The 25,289-nt window shown below is 71.0% G+C and carries 1 protein-coding gene; it reads right to left on the reverse strand.

The genetic code is table 11. The features are described 5' to 3' along the window. Positions 1-24: 24 nt before the first annotated feature. Positions 25-24,798, reverse strand: a complete 24,774-nt coding sequence (locus OCU_RS39915) for a non-ribosomal peptide synthase/polyketide synthase (RefSeq protein WP_014380391.1) — start codon at positions 24,796-24,798, stop codon at positions 25-27. Positions 24,799-25,289: the final 491 nt, after the last annotated feature.

Below are 25,289 nucleotides of genomic sequence, written 5' to 3' on the forward strand. Positions count from 1 at the left end.
AAATACGCTGCAGGCCAAAATATTTCAGAGCAGACCGAGCAACCGCAGGTCGGTCACGTATTTGACGATCACCGCCGCGGTGATGTGCGGGATGTCGTTATCGGGGCCGATTTTGGCTTCCTGCACCGCGGCGCGGAACCGTTCGGTCGGTCCCAGGCAGCCGCGCGCCGGGTCCGCCGGCGGCACGTGTTGGGCGTTGCGCAACTGCAGTAGCTGCAGCACCGACTGGTGGCGCTGGCGTTCCGGCAGGGCGTGCAGCGCGGTCTCCATCCGGTGCAGCCACTCCCCGAAGTCGTCGACCCGCTCGATCGGATAGCCGGCCTCGATGACCCAGTCGACGTACTCGTCGAGCCCGATGCCGTCGTCGTGCGGGTTCATCACGTGATAGGTCTCGAACCCTGCGGCGGAATCGCGGCCCACCTGGGCGCCCAGCGTGGTGATCGACTCGGCGACGAACTCGACCGGCAGGGCGTCGAAGTGCGCGCGTTGCCGGTTGCCGCGGGCGTCGAGCTGGTAGAACGAGCGCGGCGCGACGCCGCTGGCGACGACGCTGAACAGCAACCGGGTGAACATGTCGGACAGGTTGAGCTGGCCGGCGTAGGTGGTGTCGGCCAGGATCATGTCGCAGCGGAACACGCCGACGGGCAGCGCGCACAGGTCGTGGGCCTCGCGCAGCAGCACCTCGCCGGCCCACTTGCTGTTGCCGTAGCCGTTGCCGTAGCTGCCGTCGATCGTGCGGATCGGGCCGGCGACGCGGACGTCGGCGTCCTCGGTGAACGCGGCCGGCTCGATCTGGTCGCCGACGTTGGCGGTCGAGACATACGTGTACGGCTTGAGTTTGGTGGTCAGCGCGAGCCGGATCAGCTCGGCGGTGCCGGCGACGTTGGGGGCGAACAGCTCGCTGTAGGGCAGCACGCCGTTGACCACCGCCGCGGAGTCGACGATGAGGTCGACGGTGTCGGCCAGCCGCTGCCAGGTCTGTTCGTCCAGGCCGAGATTGGTGCGGCCCTTGTCGCCGGCGATGACCTCGAGGTGGTCGGCGGCGAGCTCGTCGAAATACCGCCGCAAAGCGGGGTCCCCTGCAAACCCGGGGGGGTCGAAGGTCCTCTGCAGCCGGCGCCGCGCATCCTCGTCGGAGGTGGCCCGCACCAGGCAGATCAGCTTGCCGTCGGCCAGTTCCAACCGTTCCAGCCATTGCAGCACCAGGTAGCGACCCAAAAAGCCGGTGGCCCCGGTCAGTAGCACCGTGCGCACCTCGGCGCTCGGCCCCGGCAGCGACGGCGCGGCGGCCAGCGTCGGGGCGTCGATGAACTTGTCCAGCGTGAGGTCGCAGGCGTACACCTCGGTGGCGTCGCGGCCGTGCACCGACGCGAAGTCGCCCTGGTGGCCTTCCCCGGCATCGTGATCGCGGTTGAGCTGCTGGCTCAGGCTGCGCACCGACGGCGCCTCGAAGACGGCGCGCACGGGCAGGTGGATGTCGAGGGCGTTGTAGATCGCGGCGACCAGGCGCATGGCCGACAGGGAATCCCCGCCCAGGTCGAAGAACGACTCCTGCACCCCGACCCGCTCGAGGCCCAGCACCTGGGCGTAGAGCCAGGCCAGGATCTCCTCGACCGCGGTGGCCGGGGCGAGGTAGTCGTCGCCGCCCTGGTAATCGGGGGCGGGCAGGGCGCGGACGTCGAGTTTGCCGGCGGGTGTCAGCGGCAGCCTGTCGAGCACCACCACCGCGGCCGGCACCATGTAGGCGGGCAGCCGGTCGGCCAGCAGGGTGCGGAGTTCGGCCGGGTTGGCCGTCCCGGTGATGTAGCCGACCAGACGCTTGTCGCCCGGGCGGTCCTCGCGGGCGATCACCAGCGCCTGCTCCACACCGTCCAGCGCGGCCAGCGCCAATTGGATTTCGCCGAGTTCGATGCGATACCCGCGGATCTTGACCTGTTCGTCGGCGCGCCCGACGTAGCGCAGCTGCCCGTCGGAACCCCACGACGCCAGGTCGCCGGTGCGATACATGCGCGCGCCCTCCCCGCCGAAGGGGCACGCCACGAACCGGGACGCGGTCAGACCGGGCCGGCCCAGGTAACCGGTCGACACGCCGCCGCCGGCCACGTACAGCTCGCCGACCACGCCCGCGGGCACCGGCTGCAGGCATCCGTCGAGCACGAACAGCGCGGCCCCGGATACCGGCGAACCGATCGGCGGCGCTTCGGGTCCCGGTGTCAGCGGCGCGCTGACGGCCGCGACGATCGTGATCTCGGTGGGGCCGTAGACGTTGACCATCACCCGCCCGGACGCCCACCGCTGCACGATTTCGGCCGGGCACGCTTCGCCCGCGACCGCCAGCACCGCGGACTCCAGGCCCTCGGTCGAGAGCATCGTCACCTCGGACGGTGTCTGGGTCAGCATGTCGACGCGTTCGGCGACGAGCAAGGCGTGCAGGTCTTTCGGGGAACGCACGACCTCGTCCGGTACGACGAGCACCCGCCCGCCGTGCAGCAGCGCGCCGAAGATCTCCCACACCGAGAAGTCGAACGCCAGGGAATGGCAGTGGCTCCACACCCGTGCCGGTGCCGCGGGCAGACCGGCGGCCCCCAGGGAGGCGAACAATTGCGTGGCGTTGTGGTGGGTGACCGCCACGCCCTTGGGAACTCCGGTGGTGCCCGAGGTGTAGATCGTGTACGCGATGTGGTGCGGCGCGGGCGCCGGCAACGCCGTGGTGGGCCGGTGCTGGATCGCCGGGTCATCGATATCGATGACGAGCACGTCGAAATCGTCGAGGCGCGAGCGGTGTTCGGCGGTGGTGAGCACCGCCGCCGGTGCGGCGTCGGCGAGCATGAAGTCGATTCGGGCGGCGGGCAGGCCTGGGTCGATCGGGACGTACGCGGCCCCGGTTTTGAGCACCGCCAGGATGGCGACGACGGCCCGCGCCGAGCGCTCGGTGAGCAGCGCCACGCACTGCCCCGGCCCGCAGCCGTGGTCAATGAGCAAGTGCGCCAATCGGTTTGCTGACTGGTCGAGTTCGCGGTATGTCCACGAGTCCGCACCGTGGGTGACGGCCACCGCTTGCGGGGTGCGCGCGACGTGGTCGGCGAATACCTCGGGTATCGACATCGGCGGGCGCGACGGGCCGTCCAGCACCGCGCGGTTGCCGATCGCGTCGAGGCGGGCGTGCTCGTCGGGGCCGAGCACGTCGATCGACGACAGCCGCCGGGCGGGGTCGGCGGTCATGGCCTCCAGCACCCGCTGCAATCGTTCGATCAGACGTTGGATGGTGGCGGTGTCGAACACGTCGGTGCGGAACTCCACGGCCCCGCCGATGCCCTCGGGCCGGCCGTCGGCGCTCCAGCGTTCGGCCAGCGACCACGCGAGATCCATGCGGGCGGTGCGGGTGTCGACCGGCAGCGGGGTGACGCGCACGTCGCCCAGGCTCAGCTCCGCGGAGTCGGTGTTCTGCCAGGCCAGCATGACCTGCACCAGCGGATGGTGCGCGAGGCTGCGGGCCGGGTTGAGCCGTTCGACGAGGACCTCGAACGGCACGTCCTGATGCTCGTAGGCGGCCAGGCTGCGCGCGCGGACGTGGGCCAGCACCTCGGCGATGGTGGGGTCACCGGCCAGGTCGACGCGCAGCACCAAGGTGTTGACGAAGAAGCCCACCACGTCGTCGAGGGCCGGATCGCGCCGCCCGGCGATCGGAAAGCCCACCGCCACATCAGAACTCGCGCTGATCTTGGCCAACAGCACCGCCAGCGCGGCCTGCACCACCATGAAGCTCGTCGCGTTGTGCGCGCCCGCCACCGCGCGCACCCGCTGCTGCAACTCCGCCGACCAGTCGACGGCCACGCTCGCGCCGCGGAAATCGGCCACCAACGGATACGGACGGTCCGTGGGCAATTCGAGCCGCTCGGGCATTCCGGCCAGGGCGTGTTCCCAATACCGCACCTGTCCGGCGATCAGGCTGTGCGGATCCTGCAGTTCGCCGAATTGGGCGCGCTGCCAGAGCGTGTAGTCGACGTACTGCACCGGCAGCGGCGCCCAGTCCGGGGCGCAGCCGGCCGAGCGGCTGGCGTAGGCCTCCCCCAGGTCGCGCACCAGCGGGGTGAGCGACCACCCGTCGGCGGCGATGTGGTGCACCACGGCCACCAGCAGGTGTTCGTCGTCGCTCACCCGGAAAAGCATTGCCCGCAGCGGGATTTCGGTGGCCAGGTCGAACCGGTGACCCACCAGGGTCTCGACCGCGTTGCCCAGCCGGGTGGTCGACCACCCGCGCGCGTCGCTGATCTGCCAGCCGCAGTCGGCGTCGTCCACATCGACGACCAGCTGCCGCGGTATCCCCTCCCGCGCCGGGAACATCGTCCGCAGGCTCTCGTGGCGGGCCATCACGTCGGCCAGCGCCGCGCCGAAGGCCTCGGCGTCCAGGCGCCCGTGCAGCTGCAACGCGATCGCCATGTTGTGCACCGGTGAGGGCCCGTGCAATTGGCCCATGAACCACAGCCGCGACTGGGCGAACGACAACGGCACCATCTCCGGCCGCTCGCCGGCCACCAGCGGCGCGCGCGCTCCGCCGTCGGTGCCCAGGCGCGCCGCCAGCCGGCGAATGGTGGGCGCCTCGAACAGGGCCCGCACGCCGAGGTGGACGTCGAGGCCGGTGTTGACCTCCGCGACCAGGCGCATGGCCGACAGCGAGTCCCCGCCGAGGTCGAAGAAGGAGTCGTCGATCCCGACGTTCTCGACGCCCAGGACGTGGGTGTAGATATCGGCCAGGGCCCGCTCGACGGCGGTGGTCGGGGCGCGGTAGTGATCGGAGCCCTGCGACCGGTGCGAGTGGTCGGGTGCGGGCAGCGCGCGGGTGTCGAGTTTTCCGTTGGCGGTCAGCGGCATTGCGTCGACGGCGAGCACCGTGGCCGGGACCATGTAGGCCGGCAGATGCTCGGCCAGCCGGGCGCGGACCTCGACCGGATCGGCGGTCCCGGTGATGTAGCCGACGAGCCGTTTGTCGCCGGGCCGGTCCTCGCGGGCGACGACCGCGGCCTGTTCGATGCCGTCCAATTCGGTGAGCGCGGACTGGATCTCGCCGAGCTCGATGCGGTAGCCGCGGATCTTGACCTGCTCGTCGGCGCGGCCGAGATAGTGCAGCTGTCCGCCCGGGCCCCACCGCACCAGATCCCCGGTGCGGTACATGCGCGCGCCGTCCTCGCCGAACGGGCAGGCGACGAACCGGGACGCCGTCAGGCCGGCCCGGCCGACGTAACCGGCCGCGACGCCGGAACCGGCGATGTACAGCTCGCCCGTCACACCCTCGGGCACCGGCCGCAGCCACGCGTCGAGCACGAAAAATCCCAGATGCGCCAATGGCATTCCGATGGGGCTGGCGTTGGTGTCGATGTCGTTGTCGACGATCTCCCGGTAGGAGGCGTGCACCGTCGTCTCGGTGATGCCGTACATGTTGATCACGCGCGGCCGGTGGGGATGGCTGTCGAGCCACTTCGCCAGCCGTTGCGGGCTCAGCGCTTCGCCCCCGAACACGAGGGCCCGGACGTTGAGCCGCGGGCCCGACCGCGCGCCGTCCAGGCTCTGCAGCGCCGAGAACGCCGACGGGGTTTGGCTCAGCACGCTGACGTTCTCGGCGATCAGCAAGGCGTGCAGGTCTTCCGGCGAGCGCACCACCTCGTCGGGCACGACCAGCAGGCGTCCGCCGCCCAGCAGGGCGCCGAAGATCTCCCACACCGAGAAGTCGAAGGCCAGCGAATGGCACTGGCTCCACACCCCCGCCGGCGCCGGCCGGTCGAGCAGCGAGGCGAGCAGGTGGGTGACGTTGTGGTGGGTGACCGCCACGCCCTTGGGGGTGCCGGTGGTGCCGGAGGTGTAGATGACGTAGGCGATGTTGTCGTCGGCCGGCGGCGGCAGGGCGGTGGCGGGCCGGGTGTGCACGGCGGGGTCGTCGGCGTCGATGACAGCTCCGTCGAAACCGTCGAGCCGGTCTCGCAGTTCCGCGGTGGTGAGGGCGACGATCGGTGCGGCGTCGGTCAGCATGAATGCGACCCGCGTGTCCGGCATCGCCGGGTCGATCGGCAGGTAGGCGGCCCCCGTCTTCAGCACCGCCACGATCGCGACGATCGCGGGCGCCGAGCGCTCCATCAGGACGGCGACGCACCGCCCCGGCCGCGCTCCCCGCTCAACGAGCAAGTGCGCCAACCGGTTTGTGGACTCATCGAATTCGCGGTAGGTCATCGAACGGTCCCGGTCGCTCAGCGCCACCGCTTCGGGGGTGCGCGCGACGTGGGCGGCGAACAGCGCCGGGATCGAGGCCCGGGTCAAGGCCGGTGCGTGCGGTGGCAGGGTCAGCGCCGCCCGGTTCCCGATCGCGTCGAGCCGGGCGTGCTCGTCGGGGCCGAGCACGTCGATCGACGACAGCCGCCGGGCGGGGTCGGTGGTCATGGCCGCCAGCACCCGCTGCAATCGTTCGATCAGACTTTGGATGGTGGCGGTGTCGAACACGTCGGTGCGGAACTCCACGGCACCGCCGATGCCGGCGGGCCGGCCGTCGGCGCTCCAGCGTTCGGCCAGCGACCACGCGAGATCCGTGCGGGCGGTGCGGGTGTCGACCGGCAGCGCGGTGATGCGCACGTCGCCCAGGCTCACGTCGGTGGGTTCGTCGTTCTGCCAGGCCAGCATGACCTGCACCAGCGGATGGTGCGCGAGGCTGCGGGCCGGGTTGAGCCGTTCGACGAGGACCTCGAACGGCACGTCCTGATGCTCGTAGGCGGCCAGGCTGCGTTGGCGCACCCGCGCCAGTAGTTCGGCAATCGTGGGGTCGCCGCCGAGATCGACGCGCAGCACCAAGGTGTTGACGAAGAAGCCCACCACATCGTCGAGGGCCGGGTCGCGCCGCCCGGCGATCGGGAAGCCCACCGCCACATCAGAACTCGCGCTGATCTTGGCCAACAGCACCGCCAGCGCGGCCTGCACCACCATGAAGCTCGTCGCGTTGTGCGCGCCCGCCACCGCGCGCACCCGCTGCTGCAACTCCGCCGGCCAGTCGACGGCCACGCTGGCCCCGCGGAAATCGGCCACCAACGGATACGGACGATCGGTGGGCAGTTCCAGCCGTTCCGGCAGGCCGGCCAGCGCCTCCTCCCAGTACGCGAGCTGCGCGGCGATCGGGCTGCCCGGGTCTTCCAGGTCACCGAACTGGGCGCGCTGCCAGAGCGTGTAGTCGACGTACTGCACCGGCAGCGGCGCCCAGCCCGGCGCATCCCCGACCGACCGGCTGGCATAGGCGAGCGCCAGGTCGCGCACCAGCGGAGTCAGCGACCACCCGTCGGCAGCGATGTGGTGCACCACGGCCACCAGCACGTGTTCCTCGTCGCTCACCCGGAAAAGCATTGCCCGCAGCGGGATTTCGGTCGCCAGGTCGAAGGTGTGCCGGGCCGCGTCGCGGATGGCGCCCTCCAGCCGGGCCGGTGACCAGCCGGTGGCGTCGATGGTCTGCCATGTGACGTCGGCCCGATCGGGCGGCAGCACCACCTGCTGCGGTATGCCCTCGGTGGCGGCGAACACCGTCCGCAAACTCTCGTGCCGCGCCACCACATCGGCGAACGCGGCACCCAGCGCACCTGCGTCCAGGCGCCCGGCGAGGCGCAGCGCCGCCGCCATGTTGTACACCGGCGACGGGCCGTGCAGCTGATCGATGAACCACAGCCGCGATTGGGCGAACGACAACGGCACCACCGCCGGCCGCTCGCGCGGCTCCACGCCGGCCAGGCGCCCGCCGTTCGCGCTGACGCGCGCCGCCAGCTCGCCGATTGTGGGCGCTTCGAACAGCGTTCGCACGCCGAGGTGCGCGTCGAGACCGGAGTTGATCGCGGCGATCACCCGCATGGCCGACAGCGAATCCCCGCCCAGGTCGAAGAAGGAGTCGTCCGCGCCGACCCGCTCGAGCCCGAGCACCTGGGCGTAGATGCCCGCCAAGATCTCCTCGGTGGGCGTGGCCGGCGCCCGATACCGGCCGCCGGTGTATTCGGGCGCCGGCAGGGCCCCGGTGTCGAGTTTGCCGTTCGGTGTCAGGGGCAATGCCTCGATCGGCACCACCGCGGCCGGCACCAGGTAGGCCGGCAGCCGGTCGGCCAGCCGGGCGCGCAGCTCGACCGGGTCGGCGGTGCCGGTGATGTAGCCGACGAGCCGCTTGTCGCCGGGCGTGTCCTCGCGGGCGATCACCGCGACCCGCCCGACGCCGTCCAATTCGGCGAGCGCGGACTGGATTTCGCCCAGCTCGATGCGGTGGCCGCGGATCTTGACCTGCTCGTCGGCGCGGCCGACGTAGTGCAGCCGGCCGTCCGGCGCCCACCGCACCAGGTCCCCGGTGCGGTACATGCGCGCACCGGCCGCGCCGAACGGGCAGGCGACGAACCGCGACGCCGTCAAACCGGGACGGCGCGGATACCCGACGGCGACCCCGTGCCCCGCCACGTACAGCTCACCGACCGCACCGGCGGGCACCGGCCGCAGCCAGTCGTCCAGCACGAACAGCGCCGCCCCGGGCACCGGCGACCCCAGGGGCGGCGCTCCGGCGCCCGCGGTCAGCGGCGCACTGAGCGTCGCGTCCACGGTGGTTTCCGTCGGGCCGTAGGCGTTGATCATCACGCGGCCCGGCGCCCATTGGTCCGCGAGCGCGGCCGGGCAGGGCTCGCCGCCGATGATCAACGCCGAGCGCAGCTTTCGCGGTGACAGAGCGGTCAGCGCCGACGGGGTGTGGCTCAGCACGCTCACCCGCTCGGCGGCCAGCAGGGTGTGCAGCTCGTCCGGTGAGCGTGTCACCGACTCGGGCACCACCACCAGCCGACCGCCGCAGGCCAGCGCACCCCAGATCTCCTGCACCGAGACGTCGAAGCCGTACGAGTGGCATTGTGACCACACCCCCGCCTCGGGCAGCGGCGCGTGCAGCGATTCCAGCAGCTGGGTGACGTTGCGGTGGGTCACCGCAACACCTTTGGGGACGCCGGTCGTCCCCGAGGTGTAGATGACGTAGGCGACGTTCTCGGGCGCGGGCGCCGGCAACGGCCCGGCGGGCCCGACGTCGGCTTCACCGGCGTCGAGGACCGGCAGGTCGAATCCGTCCAGCCGGGCCCGCAGGCCGGCGGCGGCGACCGCGGCGACCGGGGTGGCGTCGCCGAGCACGAACTCGAGGCGCGCCGCGGGCAGCGCGGGGTCGATCGGCAGGTAGGCGGCCCCCGCCTTGAGCGTCGCGAGGATCGCCACGATCGCCTCGGCCGAACGCGGGAACAGCAGCGCCACAGACTCCCCGGGCCCCGCGCCGCGCTCGATCAGCCTGTGCGCCAATCGGTTCGATGCCTCGTCGAGTTCGCGGTAGGTCATCGAACGACCCTCGAAAGTGACCGCTCCCGCCTCGGGGACGCGGGACACCTGCGCGGCGAACAGCGCCGGGAGCGATAGGGCGGCGCTCGACTCGGCGGCCAGCACCGCTTGGTTGCCCCACAGTTGCAGCCGGGCGCGCTCCGGCGCGTCGAGCACATCCAATGATCGCAACGGCCGATCCGGATCGGCGGGCATGGCCGTCAGGAACCGGCGCAGGCGGTCGGCCAGGGCCTCGACGGCGGCGGGTTCGAAGACGTCGGTGTCGAATTCGATGCGCAGGCGCAGTTCGTCGCCCGGCACGGCTTGCAGCGACAGCGGGTAGTGGTTGTAGTCGTGGCTGGTGAATTCGGTGGCGGTCAGGTCGTCGGCCGCCGATAGCGCGGCGGCGTCGATCGGATAGTTCTCGTACACCAGCAACGTGTCGAACAGTTGGTCGTGTCCGGTGACGCGGTGGATTTCGTTCAGAGCCAGGTGCTGGTGCTCGACGGTGTCGTTGTGGGCGCGTTGCAGCCGGTCCAGAAATTCGGCGACGGTCGTCGTCGCGGTGGCCTGGGCGCGCACCGGCACGGTGTTGATCAGCAGGCCCACCATGGATTCGGCGCCGGGCAATTCCGCCGGCCGGCCGGACACCGCGGTGCCGAAGGCGACGTCGTGCCGGCCGGTCAGCGACATCAGCAGTTGCGCCCAGGCGGCCTGCAGCACGGTGTTGAGGGTGGTGCGGCAGGAGCGGGCGAGTTCGCCGAGCGCACCGGTGGTTTCGGCGGAGAGCTGGACAGCGGCGGCTCTCCGCGGCCCGAGCGCCGCCCGACCCGCCGGGCCCACCAGGGTGGGGGTGTCGAAACCGTCGAGCGCGTCGCGCCACGCGGCGCGGGCGGCCGGAGCGTCCCGGCCCGCCAGCCAGGTGACGAAGCGGCGGTAGGGCGGCGCAGCCGGTAGCCGCGACCCGTAGTAGCAGGCGAAGATCTCCTGCAGCAGGATCGGTAGTGACCAGCCGTCCATCACGATGTGGTGCACGGTGAGCACGAACCGGAATTCCTTGTCCGCGGTGCGAATCAGCGTGGCGCGCAGGGGCGGCTGGTCGTCGAGGTCTCGCACCGCGGCGCGTTCTGCGGCGGACATCCGCCGGACCTGGTCGTCGATGTCGTCGGCGTCGCCCTCGAGTTCGACGTCGCGGTAGGCGATTTCGGGGGCCGCCGGGATGATCTGCACCGGGTCGCCGAAGCCGGAGCAGAATCGGGCGGCGAGGTTGGGGTGGCGGGCGACGGCGTTCTGCACGGCGTGGTGGAGCCGCTGGGGGTCGAGGCCGCCGCGCAGCGTGATGGTCAGCTGCACCGCGTACACGTCGCCGTCGGGTTGCGTCGTCGAATGAAAGAGCAGCCCCTGCTGCAGCGGGGTCAACGGCAGGATATCGGCGACGTCGTATCGCCGCTCGAGTTCGTCGATCTGCTGCTGGTCCAGGCGGGCCGGTGCGATGTCCGACGGCGTCAGCCCGCCGCCGTCGCGGCGCACGTGTGCGCAGATGCCGGCCAGGGCGTCAAACCACAACCGGCTCAACCGGTTTACCTGATCGTGGGTGAGCGCCGAGGACGCCCACGTCCAGCTGGCGTGCAGGTGCGGGCCGTCCTCGGTGTCCATGGTGCCGGCGTTGAGTTCCACCGTGTGCGGCAACGGCAGGGCCACCGCCGCCGCCGCGGCGCCCAGCGCGTGGCTGTTCGGGCTGAGTTGCCATAGCCCGTCGGACGATTCGGCGGGCGCTCCCCCGAGGCGGCCCAGGTAGTTGAAGCCGATGGCCGGGTCCGGACCGCCCAGGCCCGCTTCGGGATTCAGGTAGCGCAACAGCCCGTAGGTCAGGCCGTCGGGCAGCCCGCGCAACTGCTCCTTGGCGTCCTTGATCACCGCCCCCAGCGCGGCCTCACCCGCGACCACGCGAGCCCAGTCCAGCCCGCCGACGTCGAGGGCCACCGGGTACTTGGCGGTGAACCACCCGACGGTGCGGGACAGGTGCACGTGGGGGGCCAGTTCCTCGTTGCGCCCGTGGCCCTCGACGTCGATGCCGATCGGCATCGCCGTCCCCAGGAATTCGGTGAATGCCAGCCCGAAGGCGATCAGCAGGATGTCTTGCACCCCGGCGTGAAACGCGGCGGGCACCTCGCCCAGCAGCTGGCGGGTCGTCTCGGCGTCCAGCGCCGCCGACAACTGCCCGGCCGTCTCATAGGTGTCCCACGGCTGGGCGGGCGGCAACGCGGGCGGCGTCTCGGTGATTCGCCGCCACACCTCCGCCAGCTCGGTCACCGCCGGATCCTTCGCGTGCTGGGCCAGTAGCGACGACCAGCGGGCGAACGAGGTGCCGGGGGCGGGCAGCTCGATCGGTTGGCCGCGGTGATGTTGGGCCCAGGCGATGTTGAGGTCCTCGATCAGGGTCCGCCAGGACACACCATCGACGGCCAGGTGGTGGACGATCAATGCCAATTGGTTTGTCGCGCTTGCCCATACCGCGCACACCAGCACGCCGGCGCCGGGGTTCAGCCGCGCGCGGGCCCGCATCAGCGCCTCCTCCGAGAGCGCGTCGACGGTGCGCAGGCAGGCCCGGGCGTCCACCGAGCCCGCTTCGGGAACGTGTATGTCCCAGCCGCCGGCCCCGTCGTCGTCGACGCAGAGCCGCAGCGTGGGATGGCGATCCAGCAGCGCCTGCAGCACGACCGCCACGTCGGCCTGGCCCACCCCGGCGGGCGCCGCCAGCACCATGGTCTGGTTGAACTGCTCGATGGGGCCGTCCATGTCGCGCAGCCAACGCATGATCGGGGTGGCCACCACCGGCCCGATCCCCTCGTCGACCACGTCGTCCTCGCCGGTGGCCAGCGTGACGACCCGCGCCAGCCGGGCCACCGACTGCTCGACGAAAACATCGCGGGGCCGGCACATTACGCCGGCCGCGCGGGCCCGGGCCACCACCTGCATCGACAGGATGCTGTCGCCGCCCAAGTCGAAGAACGAGTCGTCCACCCCGACCCGTTCGACGCCCAGCACCTGGGCGTAGATGCCGGCCAAGATCTGCTCGATGGCGTTTTCCGGAGCGCGATATCCGTTGCCGCCCTGGTAGTCCGGTGCCGGCAGGGCGCGGGTGTCGAGCTTGCCGTTGGCCGTCAACGGCAAGGCGTCCAGCACCACCACCGCCGACGGCACCATGTAGGACGGCAGCCGCTCGGCGAGCCGCGCCCGGGTCTCGGACGGGTCGGCGGTCCCGGTCACGTAGCCCACCAGCCGCGCGGCGGGAGGGTCGTTCCGGGCGATCACCGCGGCCTGCTCGACGCCGTCCAATTCGGCGAGGGCGGAGCGGATTTCGCCCAGTTCGATGCGGTGGCCGCGGATCTTGACCTGCTCGTCGGCGCGACCGAGGTACTCCAGCTGACCGTCGCGGCCCCAGCGCACCACGTCCCCGGTGCGATACATCCGCGTTCCGTTACCGCCGAACGGGCACGCCACGAACCGCGAGGCCGTCAGCGCCGCCCGGCCCAGGTAGCCCGCGGCGACGCCGCGTCCGGCGATGTACAGCTCGCCGACCACGCCGGGCGGCACCGCGCGCAACCATCGGTCCAGCACGAACAGGGCGGCCCCGGGCACCGGCGACCCGATCGGCACCGGAGCGGAGCCCGCCGTCAGCGGCGCCGTCATGGCCGCGTACATCGTGGTCTCGGTGGGGCCGTATTGATTGACCATCACCCGCCCGGGGGCCCACCGGTCCATGACCTCGACCGGGCACGGCTCGCCGCCGACGACCAGCGCCACCGAGTCCAGCCCGTGCGGCGAGAGCGCCGCCACCGCCGACGGGGTCTGGCTCAGCACGGTGACGCGTTCGGCAATCAGCAAGGCGTGCAGGTCTTCCGGCGAGCCGACGATGTCGTCGGGGACGACGACGAGGCGTCCCCCGCGCAGCAGCGCGCCGAAGATCTCCCAGACCGAGAAGTCGAAGGCCGGCGAGTGGCAGTGGCTCCACACCCGCCCCAGGTCCAGTCGGGCGTCCACCGACCGCAACAGCTGGGTGACGTTGTGGTGCGTGACCGCCACACCCTTGGGCACGCCGGTGGTCCCGGAGGTGTAGATGACGTACGCAATGTCGTCGGGCGACGGGTCCGGCAGCCCGGTGGCGGGCTGGGTGGCCATGGCGGGGTCGTCGACGTCGATGATGTGCCCGGCGAATGCGCCCAACCGTGGCCGCACCTCGGCGGTGGTCACCGCCGCGATCGGTTCGGCGTCGGTGAGCATGAACTCGACGCGGACGGTCGGCAGCGCCGGGTCGATCGGCACGTACGCGGCCCCGGTCTTGAGGACCGCCAGGATCGCCACGATCGCTTCGGCCGACCGTGGCATCGCCACCGCGACCCGCTGGCCCGGCGCGGCGCCGCAACCAATCAGCCTGTGCGCCAACCGGTTTGTGATCTCGTACACTTCACGGTAGGTCCACGCCCGCTCGCCGCAGGTGATCGCGACTGCCTCGGGGTCCCGTGCCACCTGCGCGGCGAACAAGGCCGGGATGGACGCGCGTGCGGTCGCGGGCCGGGTCAGCACGGCGCGGTTGCCGATGGCGTCGAGGTGGGCGCGCTCGGATTCGGCGAGGACGTCGATCGCGGACAGCGGCCGGGCGGGGTCGGCGGTCATGGCGGCCAGCACGCGTTGCAAGCGCGTGACGAGTGTCTCGATGCTGGCCGCATCGAAGACGTCGGTGCGGAACTCCAGCGTCCCGGCGATGCCGGCGGGCTCCCCGTCCTCGTCCCACCGTTCGGCCAGCGACCACACCAGATCCATGCGGGCGACCTGGGTTTCGAGCGGCAGCGGCGTCACCCGCAGGTCGCCGAGGCTCATGTCGACGGGGTCGTTGTTCTGCCAGGCCAGCATGACCTGGACCAGCGGATGATGGGACATGTCGCGGGCCGGGTTGAGCCGTTCCACCAGCACCTCGAACGGCACATCCTGGTGTTCGTAGGCCGCCAGGCTGCGCCGACGCACCCGGCCCAGCAGTTCGGCGACGGTGGGGTCGCCACTGAGGTCGACCCGCAGAACCAGGGTGTTGACGAAGAACCCGACCACCTCATCCAGGGCGGGGTCGCTCCGCCCGGCGATCGGGAACCCCACGGCCACATCGGGACTGGCGCTCAACGCGGACAGCAGCACCGCCAGGGCCGTCTGGACGACCATGAAGCTCGTTGCGTTGTGCGCCCGCGCCAGCTCGGCGACTTGGTGCTGCAGGGCGGCCGGCCACTGCACGTCCACGCTGGACCCGCGATGGTCGGCCACCAGTGGGTAGGGCCGATCCGTGGGCAGCTCAACGTGTTCCGGCAGCCCGGCCAGGGCGCGCTCCCAATAGTCCAGTTGCGCCGCGATGGGGCTGTCGGGGTCGTCGAGGTCACCGAATCGGCCCCGTTGCCACAGGGTGTAGTCGACGTATTGCACCGGCAGCGGCGCCCAATCCGGCGCCCGCCCGCCGCGGCGGGCCGCGTAGGCCTCCCCCAGATCGCGCACCAGCGGGGTCACCGACCATCCGTCGGCGGCGATGTGGTGGACGACCGCCACCAACACGTGTTCGTCCTCGCCGGTGTGGAAAAGCCATACCCGCAACGGGATTTCGGTGGCGAGGTCGAAGGTGTAGCGCGCCGCGTCCTGGGTGGCCTCCGCCAGCCAGGACGCCGGCCACCGCGTCGCGTCGACGACCTGCCAGTGGACGTCGGCCCGTTCGGCGGGCAGCACGACCTGTTGGGGGGCGCCCTCGGGGGCGAGGAAGATCGTCCGCAGGCTTTCGTGGCGGGCGACCACGTCGTCCAGGGCGGCCCCCATCGCGTCGGCATCCAGGCGGCCGGAAAGGCGCAGGGCGACCGCCATGTTGTACATCGGCGAGGGCCCCTGCAGCTGATCGATGAACCACAGGCGGGTCTGGGCGAACGACAACGGAAGCAGCGCCGGGCGCTCGCCGGCCACCAATCGTCCGGCGCGGCCGGTGCCGGCCTCGACCCGGGGCGCCAGCAGCGCGACCGTGGGGGCCTCGAACACGGATCGGACGGTCAGCCCGGCGTCCAGGTCGGCGTTGATCGCGGTGATCAAACGCATCGCCGAGAGGGAGTCGCCGCCGAGGTCGAAGAAGGAATCGTCGACCCCGACCCGTTCGACGCCGAGCACCCGGGCGTAGACGCCCACCAGAGTCTCCTCGACCGCGTTGTCCGGGGCCCGATACCGGCCGGCGTCCCGGTAGTCCGGTGCGGGCAGGGCGGCGGTGTCGAGCTTGCCGTTGACCGTCAACGGCATCGCGTCGAGCACCACCACCGCCGCCGGCACCATGTAGGTGGGGAGCCGCTGACCCAACCGGGCCCGAATGTCGGCGGAGTCAGCGGCTCCGGTCACATAGCCGACGAGACGCCTCTCGCCGGCACGATCTTCGCGGGCGAGCACCGCGGCTTGCTCGATACCCTCCAATTCGGCCAGGGCGGAGCGGATTTCGCCCAACTCGATGCGATAGCCGCGAATCTTGACCTGCTCGTCGGCGCGGCCGACATAGTGCAACTGTCCGTCGCGGTCCCATCGGGCGAGGTCGCCGGTGCGATACATCCGTGCGCCGGCCCCACCGAACGGGCACGCCACAAATCGCGACGCCGTCAGCCCCGCCCGCCCCAGATAGCCCACGCCCACCCCGGCACCGGCGACGTACAACTCCCCCACCACCCCGGCGGGCACCGGGCGCAGGCACCCGTCCAGCACGAAGAGCGCGGCTCCGGCCACCGGCGACCCGATTGCCGGTGGCCCGGACCGCGCCCGCCCCGCTGTCAGAGGTGGGCTGTGCGACACCCACATGGTGGTCTCCGTCGGGCCGTACACGTTGACCATCACCCGGCCGGGCGCCCACCGATCCACCAGCTCACCCGGACACGGTTCGGCGCCCACCACCACCGTGACCGTCTCCAAGCCCCGCGGCGACAGCATCCCCAGCGCCGACGGCGTCTGGGTCAACACGGTGACGCGCTCGCCAATGAGTTTGGCGCGCAACTCTTCCGGCGACCGGGCCTCCGTATCGGGCACCACCACCAGCCGCCCGCCGTGCAGCAGCGCACCCCAGATCTCCCACACCGAGAAATCGAATGCCAGCGAATGGCACTGGCTCCACACCTGATCGGGCCCCAGTTCCACCCCGGCGTCCAGCGCACCGAACAGCTGCGTCACGTTCGCGTGGGTGACCGCCACCCCCTTGGGCCTACCCGTGGTGCCCGACGTGTAGATGACGTGCGCGACGTCGTCGGCCGCCGGCCCCGCCGCCACCGGCGTCGCCGGATGCGGCGCCAGGGCCGGGTCGTCGACCTCGACGATCGGCCCGCCGAATTCTCCTAGCCGCGAACGCAACTCGGCGCTGGTCACCACGGCCCGCATGCCGGCGTCGGCGACCATGAAGCCGATCCGCGCCGCCGGCACCGCCGGGTCCATCGGCACATAGGCCGCCCCCGTTTTCAGCACCCCCAGAATCGCGATCACGGCCTCGGCCGAGCGCTCGAGCAGCAGGCCCACGCGCTGGCCGCGGCCCACACCGCGGCCAACCAGCAGGTGCGCCAGCCGATTCGCGTCCGACTCCACTTGCTCGTAGGTCCACGATCGCCCAGCGCACCTGATCGCCACCGCGTGCGGCGCGCGCTGCACCCACGCGCCGAACAGCGCCGGGACCGACGCCCCCGCGCTCGGCCGGCGCAATGCCGAACGATTGGCGCACTGGTCAAGGCGGGCGTGCTCGTCGTCGTCCAGCACGTCGATCGACGAGAGTCTGCGACCGGGGTCGGCGGCCATGGCGACCAGCACCCGCCGCAACCGTTCGGTGAGCACACGGATGGTGTCCGCGTCGAACAGGTCGGTGCGGAACTCGACGGTGCCGCCGATTCCCGCGGGCCGGCCGTCGCCGCTGCGGCGTTCGAACAAGGAGAACGTCAAATCGGTACGCGCGGTGCGGGTCTGCACCGGAACCGCGGTGATCCGCAGTTCACCCAGGCTCAGCTCGGCGGGATCGTTGCCCTGCCAGGCCAACATCACCTGCGTCAGCGGATGATGCGCCAGGGAACGGGTGGGGTTGAGTCGCTCCACCAGGAACTCGAACGGCACGTCCTGATTTTCGTAGGCCGCCAGGCTGCTCCGGCGGACCCGGGCCAACACGTCGGCAACGCTGGGATCGCCGGCCAGGTCGACCCGCAGCACCAACGTGTTGACGAAGAAGCCCACCAGTTCGTCCAGGGCGGGATCGCGCCGCCCGGCGATCGGAAAGCCCACGGCCACATCGGAAGTCGCGGCGATCTTGCTGAGCAGTACCGCCAGGGCGGCCTGCACCACCATGAAGCTGGTGGCGTTGTGCGCCCGCGCCACGGCGCGGATGTGTTGCTGCAACTCGGCCGGCCAGTCGATGTCCACGTTGGCGCCGCGGTAGTCGGCCACCGCCGGGTACGGCCGATCCGTCGGCAGCTCGACCCTTTCGGGCAGGTCCGCCAGCGTGCGCTCCCAATACGCGAGCTGCTCGACGATCGGGCTCTCCGGGTCGTCGAGGTCTCCGAATTGGGCGCGCTGCCAGAGGGTGTAATCCACGTACTGCACCGCGAGCGGAGACCATTGTGGGGCCCGTCCGGCGCAGCGGCCGGCATAGGCGACCCCCAGGTCGTGCACCAGAGGATTCAGCGACCAACCATCCGCAGCAATATGATGGACCACCGCCACCAGCACATGCTCGTCGTCGGAGGCACGGAAAAGCTTGGCCTGCAAGGGTATTTCGGCTGACAGATCAAATGCATAATCGGCTGCGGCATCAACGCCCTCCTTTATCCGTGCCGGCGACCAGCCGGCGGCATCTATTACTTCCCACCCGATATCGACCCCCTCGGCGGGCAGCACCACCTGTTGTGGCGTCCCGTCGGACACGGCGAACACCGTGCGCAAACTCTCGTGGCGGCCCACCACGTCGACGAGCGCGGCCCGCAGCGCCTCCACCTGCAGCGGCCCGCGCAGCCGCAACGCTGCTGCCATGTTGTACATCGGCGAGGGCCCCTGCAGCTGATCGATGAACCACAGCCGGGACTGCGCGAACGACAACGGCACCACCGCCGGCCGGTCGGCCGCCGCGACCCGCGAGAGCCGCTCCGCACCCTCGTCGAGGCGCGGAGCCAATTGGGCCACCGTGGGCGCCTCGAACAACGCGCGCACCGAAACCCCGGCATCCAGAGCGGTATTCACGGCCGCGATCAGGCGCATCGCCGACAGCGAGTCCCCGCCGAGGTCGAAGAAGGAGTCGTCCACGCCGACGCGCTCGGCCCCCAGCACCTGGGCGTAGATGCCGGCCAGGATCTCCTCGATGGCGCTCGCCGGCGCCCGGTAGCGGTCGACGTCGGAGTACTCCGGGGCGGGCAGGGCGCGGGTGTCGAGCTTGCCGTTGACGGTCAACGGCAGCACGTCGAGCACCACCACCGCCGCCGGCACCATGTAGGTGGGGAGCCGCCGACCCAACCGGGCCCGAATCTCGGAAGGGTCGGCGGCTCCGGTCACATAGCCGACCAGACGCTTCTCGCCGGCACGATCCTCACGAACGAGCACCGCCGCCTGCTCGACGCCCTCGACGTCGGCCAGCGCGGCACGGATCTCGCCCAACTCGATGCGGTAACCGCGGATCTTGACCTGCTCGTCGGCGCGGCCGATGTACTCGAGCTGCCCGTCGGCGCTCCAGCGGACGAGGTCACCGGTGCGATACATCCGCGCGCCGGGCGCACCGAAGGGGCAGGCCACGAAACGGGTGGCCGACAGCCCCGGGCGGCCCACGTAGCCGGTGGCCAATCCCCCACCGGCGACGTACAACTCGCCGACCACCCCGACCGGCACCGGGCGCAGCCACCCATCGAGCACGAAGAAGGCGAGGTTGCCCAGCGGCACCCCGATCGGGCTGACGTTGTTGTCGACGTCGCCGCGAAGGATCTCGCGGAACGAGGCGTGCACCGTGGTCTCGGTGATGCCGTACATGTTGATCATCCGCGGCAGGCCGGGGTGGTGATGCAGCCACGTCGACAGCCGGTGCGGCTCCAACGCCTCCCCACCGAACACGACCGTCTGCAACTTCAGCTGCTCACCCACCTCCGGGGCCAACGCGTCGGCACTCTGCAGCGCATAGAACGCCGACGGGGTCTGGCTGAGCACGCTGACCTGCTCGCGAACCAGCAAGGCGCGCAAGTCATCTGGTGATCGCACGACGTCGTCGGGCACGACGACCAGGCGACCTCCGTGCAGGAGAGCGCCGAAGACCTCCCACACCGAGAAGTCGAAAGCCAGGGAATGGCACTGGGTCCAGACCTGCCCGACGTCGAGTTGAGCGTCGATGGACTCCAGCAGCTGGGTGACGTTGCTGTGGGTCACCGCCACGCCCTTGGGCGTTCCCGTCGTGCCCGAGGTGTAGATGATGTAGGCGATGCTGTCCGCCGACGGCACCGGCAGGCCCGTGGCGGGCTGGCCGGCGACGGCGGGGTCGTCGATGTCGATGATCTGCCCGGCGAAGCCACCCAACTGCGGCCGCACCTCGGCGGTGGTCACCGCCGCGATCGGCGCGGCGTCACCGAGCACGAACTGCACCCGCGCCGCCGGCACGCTCGGGTCGATCGGCACGTAGGCGGCGCCCGTCTTGAGCACCGCCAGGATCGCCACGATCGCCTCGGCCGACCGCGGCACCGCGACCGCGACCCGCTGGCCCGGGCCCGCGCCCCGCTCAACGAGCAAGTGCGCCAACCGATTTGTGGCCTCGTACAGGTGGCGGTAGGTGAACGACCGCCCGCCGCAGGTGATCGCCACCGCCCCCGGGCCGCGGGCCACCTGCGCGGCGAACAACGCCGGGATCGACACCAGGGCGGCCATGGACGGCATGGTCAACACCGCGCGGTTGCCGATGTCGTCGAGCCGTTCGCGCTCGGCGGCGTCGAGCAGGTCGATCGCCGACAGCGGGCGGTCGGGGTCGGCGGTCATGGCCGCGAGCATCCGGCGCAGCCGCTCGATCAGCGTCTCGATGCTGTCCGCGTCGAACACGTCGGTGCGGAACTCCACCATGCCGCCGATGCCGGCGGGCGCGCCCTCCTCGTCCCACCGTTCGGCCAGGGAGAACACCAGGTCCATGCGGGCGACCTGGGTGTCGACCGGCAGCGGGGTGACCCGAACGTCGCCCAGCTCCAGCCCGGCGGCGGGGCCGTCGTGCTGCCAGGGCAGGTTCTGCCAGGCCAACACCACCTGGACGAGCGGATGATGCGCCAGGTCGCGGGTGGGATGGAGCCGGTCCACCAGGACTTCGAAGGGTACGTCCTGGTGTTCGTAGGCCGCCAGGCTGCGCTGGCGCACCCGGGCCACCAGCTCGGCGACGCTGGGGTCGCCGCTCAGGTCGACCCGCAAAATCAGGGTGTTGACGAAAAAGCCGACGACATCGTCGAGCGCCGGATCGCCGCGGCCGGCGATCGGGAAGCCCACCGCCACATCGGAACTCGCGCTGACCTTCGACAGCAGCACGGCCAGGGCCGCCTGCACGACCATGAAGGTGGTCGCGTTGTGGGCCCGCGCCACCTGCGCGACCCGCTGCTGCAGTTCGGCCGGCCACTCGACGTCGATGCGCGCGCCGCGGTGGTCGGCGACCGGCGGGTAGGGGCGATCGGTCGGCAGTTCGAGGCGTTCGGGCATCCCGGCCAGCGCGTCCTGCCAGTACCTCAGCTGCGCGGCGATGGGGCTGCCCGGATCGTCGAGGTCACCGAATTGGGCGCGTTGCCATAGCGTGTAGTCGACGTATTGCACCGGCAGCGGCGCCCAATCCGGGGCCTGCCCGCGGGACCTGCGCACGTAGGCCGCGCCGAGGTCGCGCACCAGCGGGGTCAGCGACCATCCGTCCGCGGCGATGTGGTGGGCCACCGCCACCAACACGTGGTCGTCCTCGGCGAGCCGGAAAAGCTTTGCCCGCAAAGGGATTTCGTTGGAAAGGTCGAATCGGTGGCACGCCTCGGTCTCGATGGCCTGGCTCAGCCGGCCGACCGGCCATCCGCCGGCGTCGATGACCTGCCAGCCGACCCGGGCGCGCTCGACCGGGACCACCACCTGCCGGGGCGTCCCCTCGGACGCGACGAACACCGTGCGCAAGCTTTCATGGCGTGCCACCACGTCGCCCAGCGCGGTGCCCATGGCGTCGGGGTCCAGCGGCCCGCGCAGCCGCAGGGCGACGGACATGTTGTGCACCGGCGACGGACCGTGCAGCTGGTCGAGGAACCACAGGCGGGATTGCGCGAACGACAGCGGCACCACGGCCGGCCGCTCGGCCGCGACGACCCGCGCGAGCGTGCTTCCCCCGCCGCACACCCGCGGCGCCAGCTCGGCGACCGTGGGCGACTCGAACAAGGTCCGCACCCCGAGGTGGGCGTCGAGGCCGGTGTTGACCGCGGAGACCAGCCGCATCGCGGACAGCGAGTCGCCGCCGAGGTGGAAGAAGGAGTCGTCGATCCCGACGCGTTCGACGCCGAGGACCCGGGCGAAGATGCCGGCCAGGATTTCCTCGATGGCGCTTTCCGGGGCGCGATATCCGTTGCCGCCCTGGTAGTCCGGGGCGGGCAGGGCGCGGGTGTCGAGCTTGCCGTTGACCGTCATCGGCAGCGCGTCGAGTGCCACGACCGCCGACGGGACCATGTACGTGGGGAGCCGCCGACCCAACCGGGCCCGAATATCGGTCGGGTCAGCGGCTCCTGTCACATAGCCGACGAGACGCTTCTCGCCGGCACGATCTTCACGGACGAGCACCGCCGCGTGTTCAACGCCCTCCACCTCGAGCAGCGCGGCGCGGATCTCGCCCAATTCGATGCGATACCCACGCACCTTAACCTGTTCATCGGCGCGGCCCAGATACTGCAGCTGCCCCTCCCCGGATCCGGAGCGGCCCCAGCAGACCAGGTCGCCGGTGCGGTACATGCGGGTGCCGGGTTCGCCGAACGGGCAGGCCATGAACCGCGACGCGGTCAGCCCGGGACGCCGCCAATAGCCGACACCGACACCTTCGCCGGCCAGGTACAGCTCCCCGACCACCCCGGCGGGCACCGGGCGCAACCACTCGTCGAGCACGAAGAACGCCGCCCAGCTCACCGGGGAGCCGATCGGCGGGAAGCCCGACCCCGCCGTCAAGGGCGCGCTCTTGCACGCCCACATCGTGGTCTCGGTCGGGCCGTACACGTTGACCATCACCCGACCCGGCGCCCAGCGGTCCACCAGCTCCGGCGGGCAGGGCTCGGCGCCGATCACCAACGCCGTGGAGTCCAGGCCGTCGGTGGGCAGCAGCCCCACCGCCGAGGGGGTCTGGGTCAACACCGTGACGCCCTCGCGCACCAGCAGGGCGTGGAACTCCTCGGGTGAGCGGGCCACCGCATCCGGCACGACGACCAGGCGCCCGCCATGCAGCAGCGCGCCCCAGATCTCCCACACCGAGAAGTCGAACGCATAGGAGTGGAATTGGGTCCACACCTGCTCGGCCGACAAGGCGAAACCGAGCCGCAGGTCGTCGAACAACTGCGCGACGTTGTGTTGAGTCACCGCAACGCCTTTGGGCACACCGGTGGTGCCCGAGGTGTAGATCAAATGGGCCAAATCCGTCGGATCCGGCGCCCGCAAAGCGGTGCACGGCGCGCCCGCCACGGCCGGGTCGGCCACGTCGACGACGATCAGGTCGAAGCCGTCGAACCTGTCGGCCAGGTCGGCGGTGGTGACCGCGGCCACCGGGGCGGCGTCGGTGAGCATGAACTCCACCCGGGCCGCCGGCAGGGCGGGATCGATCGGCAGATACGCCGCGCCGGACTTGAGCACCGCCAGGATCGCCACGATCGCCTCGGCCGACCGCGAAAACAGCAGCGCCACAAACGCACCCGGGCCGGCGCCGCGGTCGACCAGCACGTGCGCCAGCCGGTTGGCGGCCTCGTCGAGCTCGCGGTAGGTCATGGACCGGTCTTCGAACGTCAGCGCCACCGCATCCGGGGTGCGCGCCGCCTGCGCGGCGAGCAGCTCGACCACGGTCACGGGCGCCGCCGGCCGGCGCAACGCGGACGCGTTGCCCCATTCGTCGAGCCGGGCGCGCTCGTCGGCGTCGACGGCGTCGAGGGACAGCAGCCGCCGGGTCGGATCGGCCGTCATCGCGACCAAGAGCTGTTCGAGTCGGTCCGCCAGGCCGGCGGCGTCGAGGTGGGCCCACGGTTCCCACGCGCCCGCCGTGCTGAGGAAGAGGTCGTCGCCGTCGCCGGAGAAGATCAGCCCGAAGCCGTCCGCCTGACCGGAGTTCGTGTACGACGCCGAGGCCATGACGCCGCCGAAGGGCAGCGTGAACGCCGACGGGATGAAGTTGACGCTGACCCGTTCGGGCGGTTGCGTCAGGCCGCGGACCTTGCGCTCCAGCGCGTGCACCGGAAAGCGCTGGTGCTGGATCGCTTCGTCGATTCGCGTCTCGACGTGTTTGCAGAAGGCGGCGACGGTGGACTGCGGCGAGGCGCTCAACACCAGCGGCACCACGCCGGCGACCATCCCGGGCAGCGTCTTCTGCTCCGGACGTACGCGCCGGCTGACGGGGAAATCGAGCACCACGTCCGAGCCGTCGGCGGACCACCCGCGCACCAGCAGCGCGCAGGCCGCGGTGATGACCGATGTCTGGGACACCGCCCACGCCTCGCAGAACCGATTGACGCGGCGCAGCACCGCGGGGTCCAGGGCCGTCGGGGCGGACGGCCACGGGTCGCGCTCCGTGGCGCCGTCGGGCGGCCGATGGTGGCCCTGGCCGGCGGGGGGCAGGTTCGCCGTCCAATACGCCTCGTCGTCCCGGTAATCACCGGAGCGCTCGTACTGCGATTCGCAGTCGATCAGCTCCTGCAAGGAGCCGAAGACGGCCGTGGGAATGGGTCCGGCGGACACGATCGCGGAGTAGATCGAGGCGATGCGGTGACCGACCAGCGCGACGCCGGTCCCATCGATGACGATGTGGTGGCAGCAGGCGAACAAGAAGAACTCGTCGCGCCGGGTCGCAAATAGGACGAACCGGAACAGCGGCCCGGTGAGCGGCATGGGCGTGCGCTGGATCGCCAGCGCCCGCCGGCGCGCTTCCCGCACGGGATCGGGCGCGTCGGTCAGGTCGTCAAAGGCCAGCTCGACGTCGGGGTAATCGATCGCCCGCTGGAAGACCTGGCCGTCCACCTCGAAGAAGGCCGCCCTGGCCGGCTCGGCCTCCCGCACCGCCTGCCGGATCGCCCACTGCAGGGCATCGCGCTGGACCACGCCGTCGATCCGCACGAACAGACCGAGCTGCCACTCGGTGTTGGAGTGACCGGTCTCGCGCGCCAGCCAGATGTCCAGCTGTCCGCGCGTCAGCGGAAGTGCTTGATGATCAAGCTGCATCCCACGCCCCAACCACAGGGTCTTCCTTTCAACCCCCCGGTTGTCTGATACCGCTCGCGCAGAAGCCCGGTCCGCTTCCGTTCGATGTAGCCCCGGCGTCGCAGTTCGTCGTTGACCGAGACGACCAGGCTGGCGGGTGTCGCTATCGAACGGCCGACGCTCACCGACTCCGGAAATCTCGTCTTCAACACGAGTGCAACAGTTGGGAAGGCTAGTAGACGCGAACCCCGGTAGTCCAGGGTTATCCAAACTTAATGTCCTGTGAATTACCCAAAACCGTAGACTGCACCTGCTAATCCCGTACTTCAGATACCTGAGGTACTGATCGTAGATAGTGTAGCTACATACAGTATTGATTGGATCAGGGGGTTTGACGGTTTCGCCGACGCCTTTCGCGGCGGTGACCGTTATTGCCGCGTGATTGGCGGCGGGGCTGGCGGGCGTCACTCAATCACAAACGGGAATTGCGCATGCAGCAGCGCGGCGCGGTC

The sequence above is a fragment of the Mycobacterium intracellulare ATCC 13950 genome, assembly GCF_000277125.1.
Taxonomy (GTDB): Bacteria; Actinomycetota; Actinomycetes; order Mycobacteriales; family Mycobacteriaceae; genus Mycobacterium; species Mycobacterium intracellulare.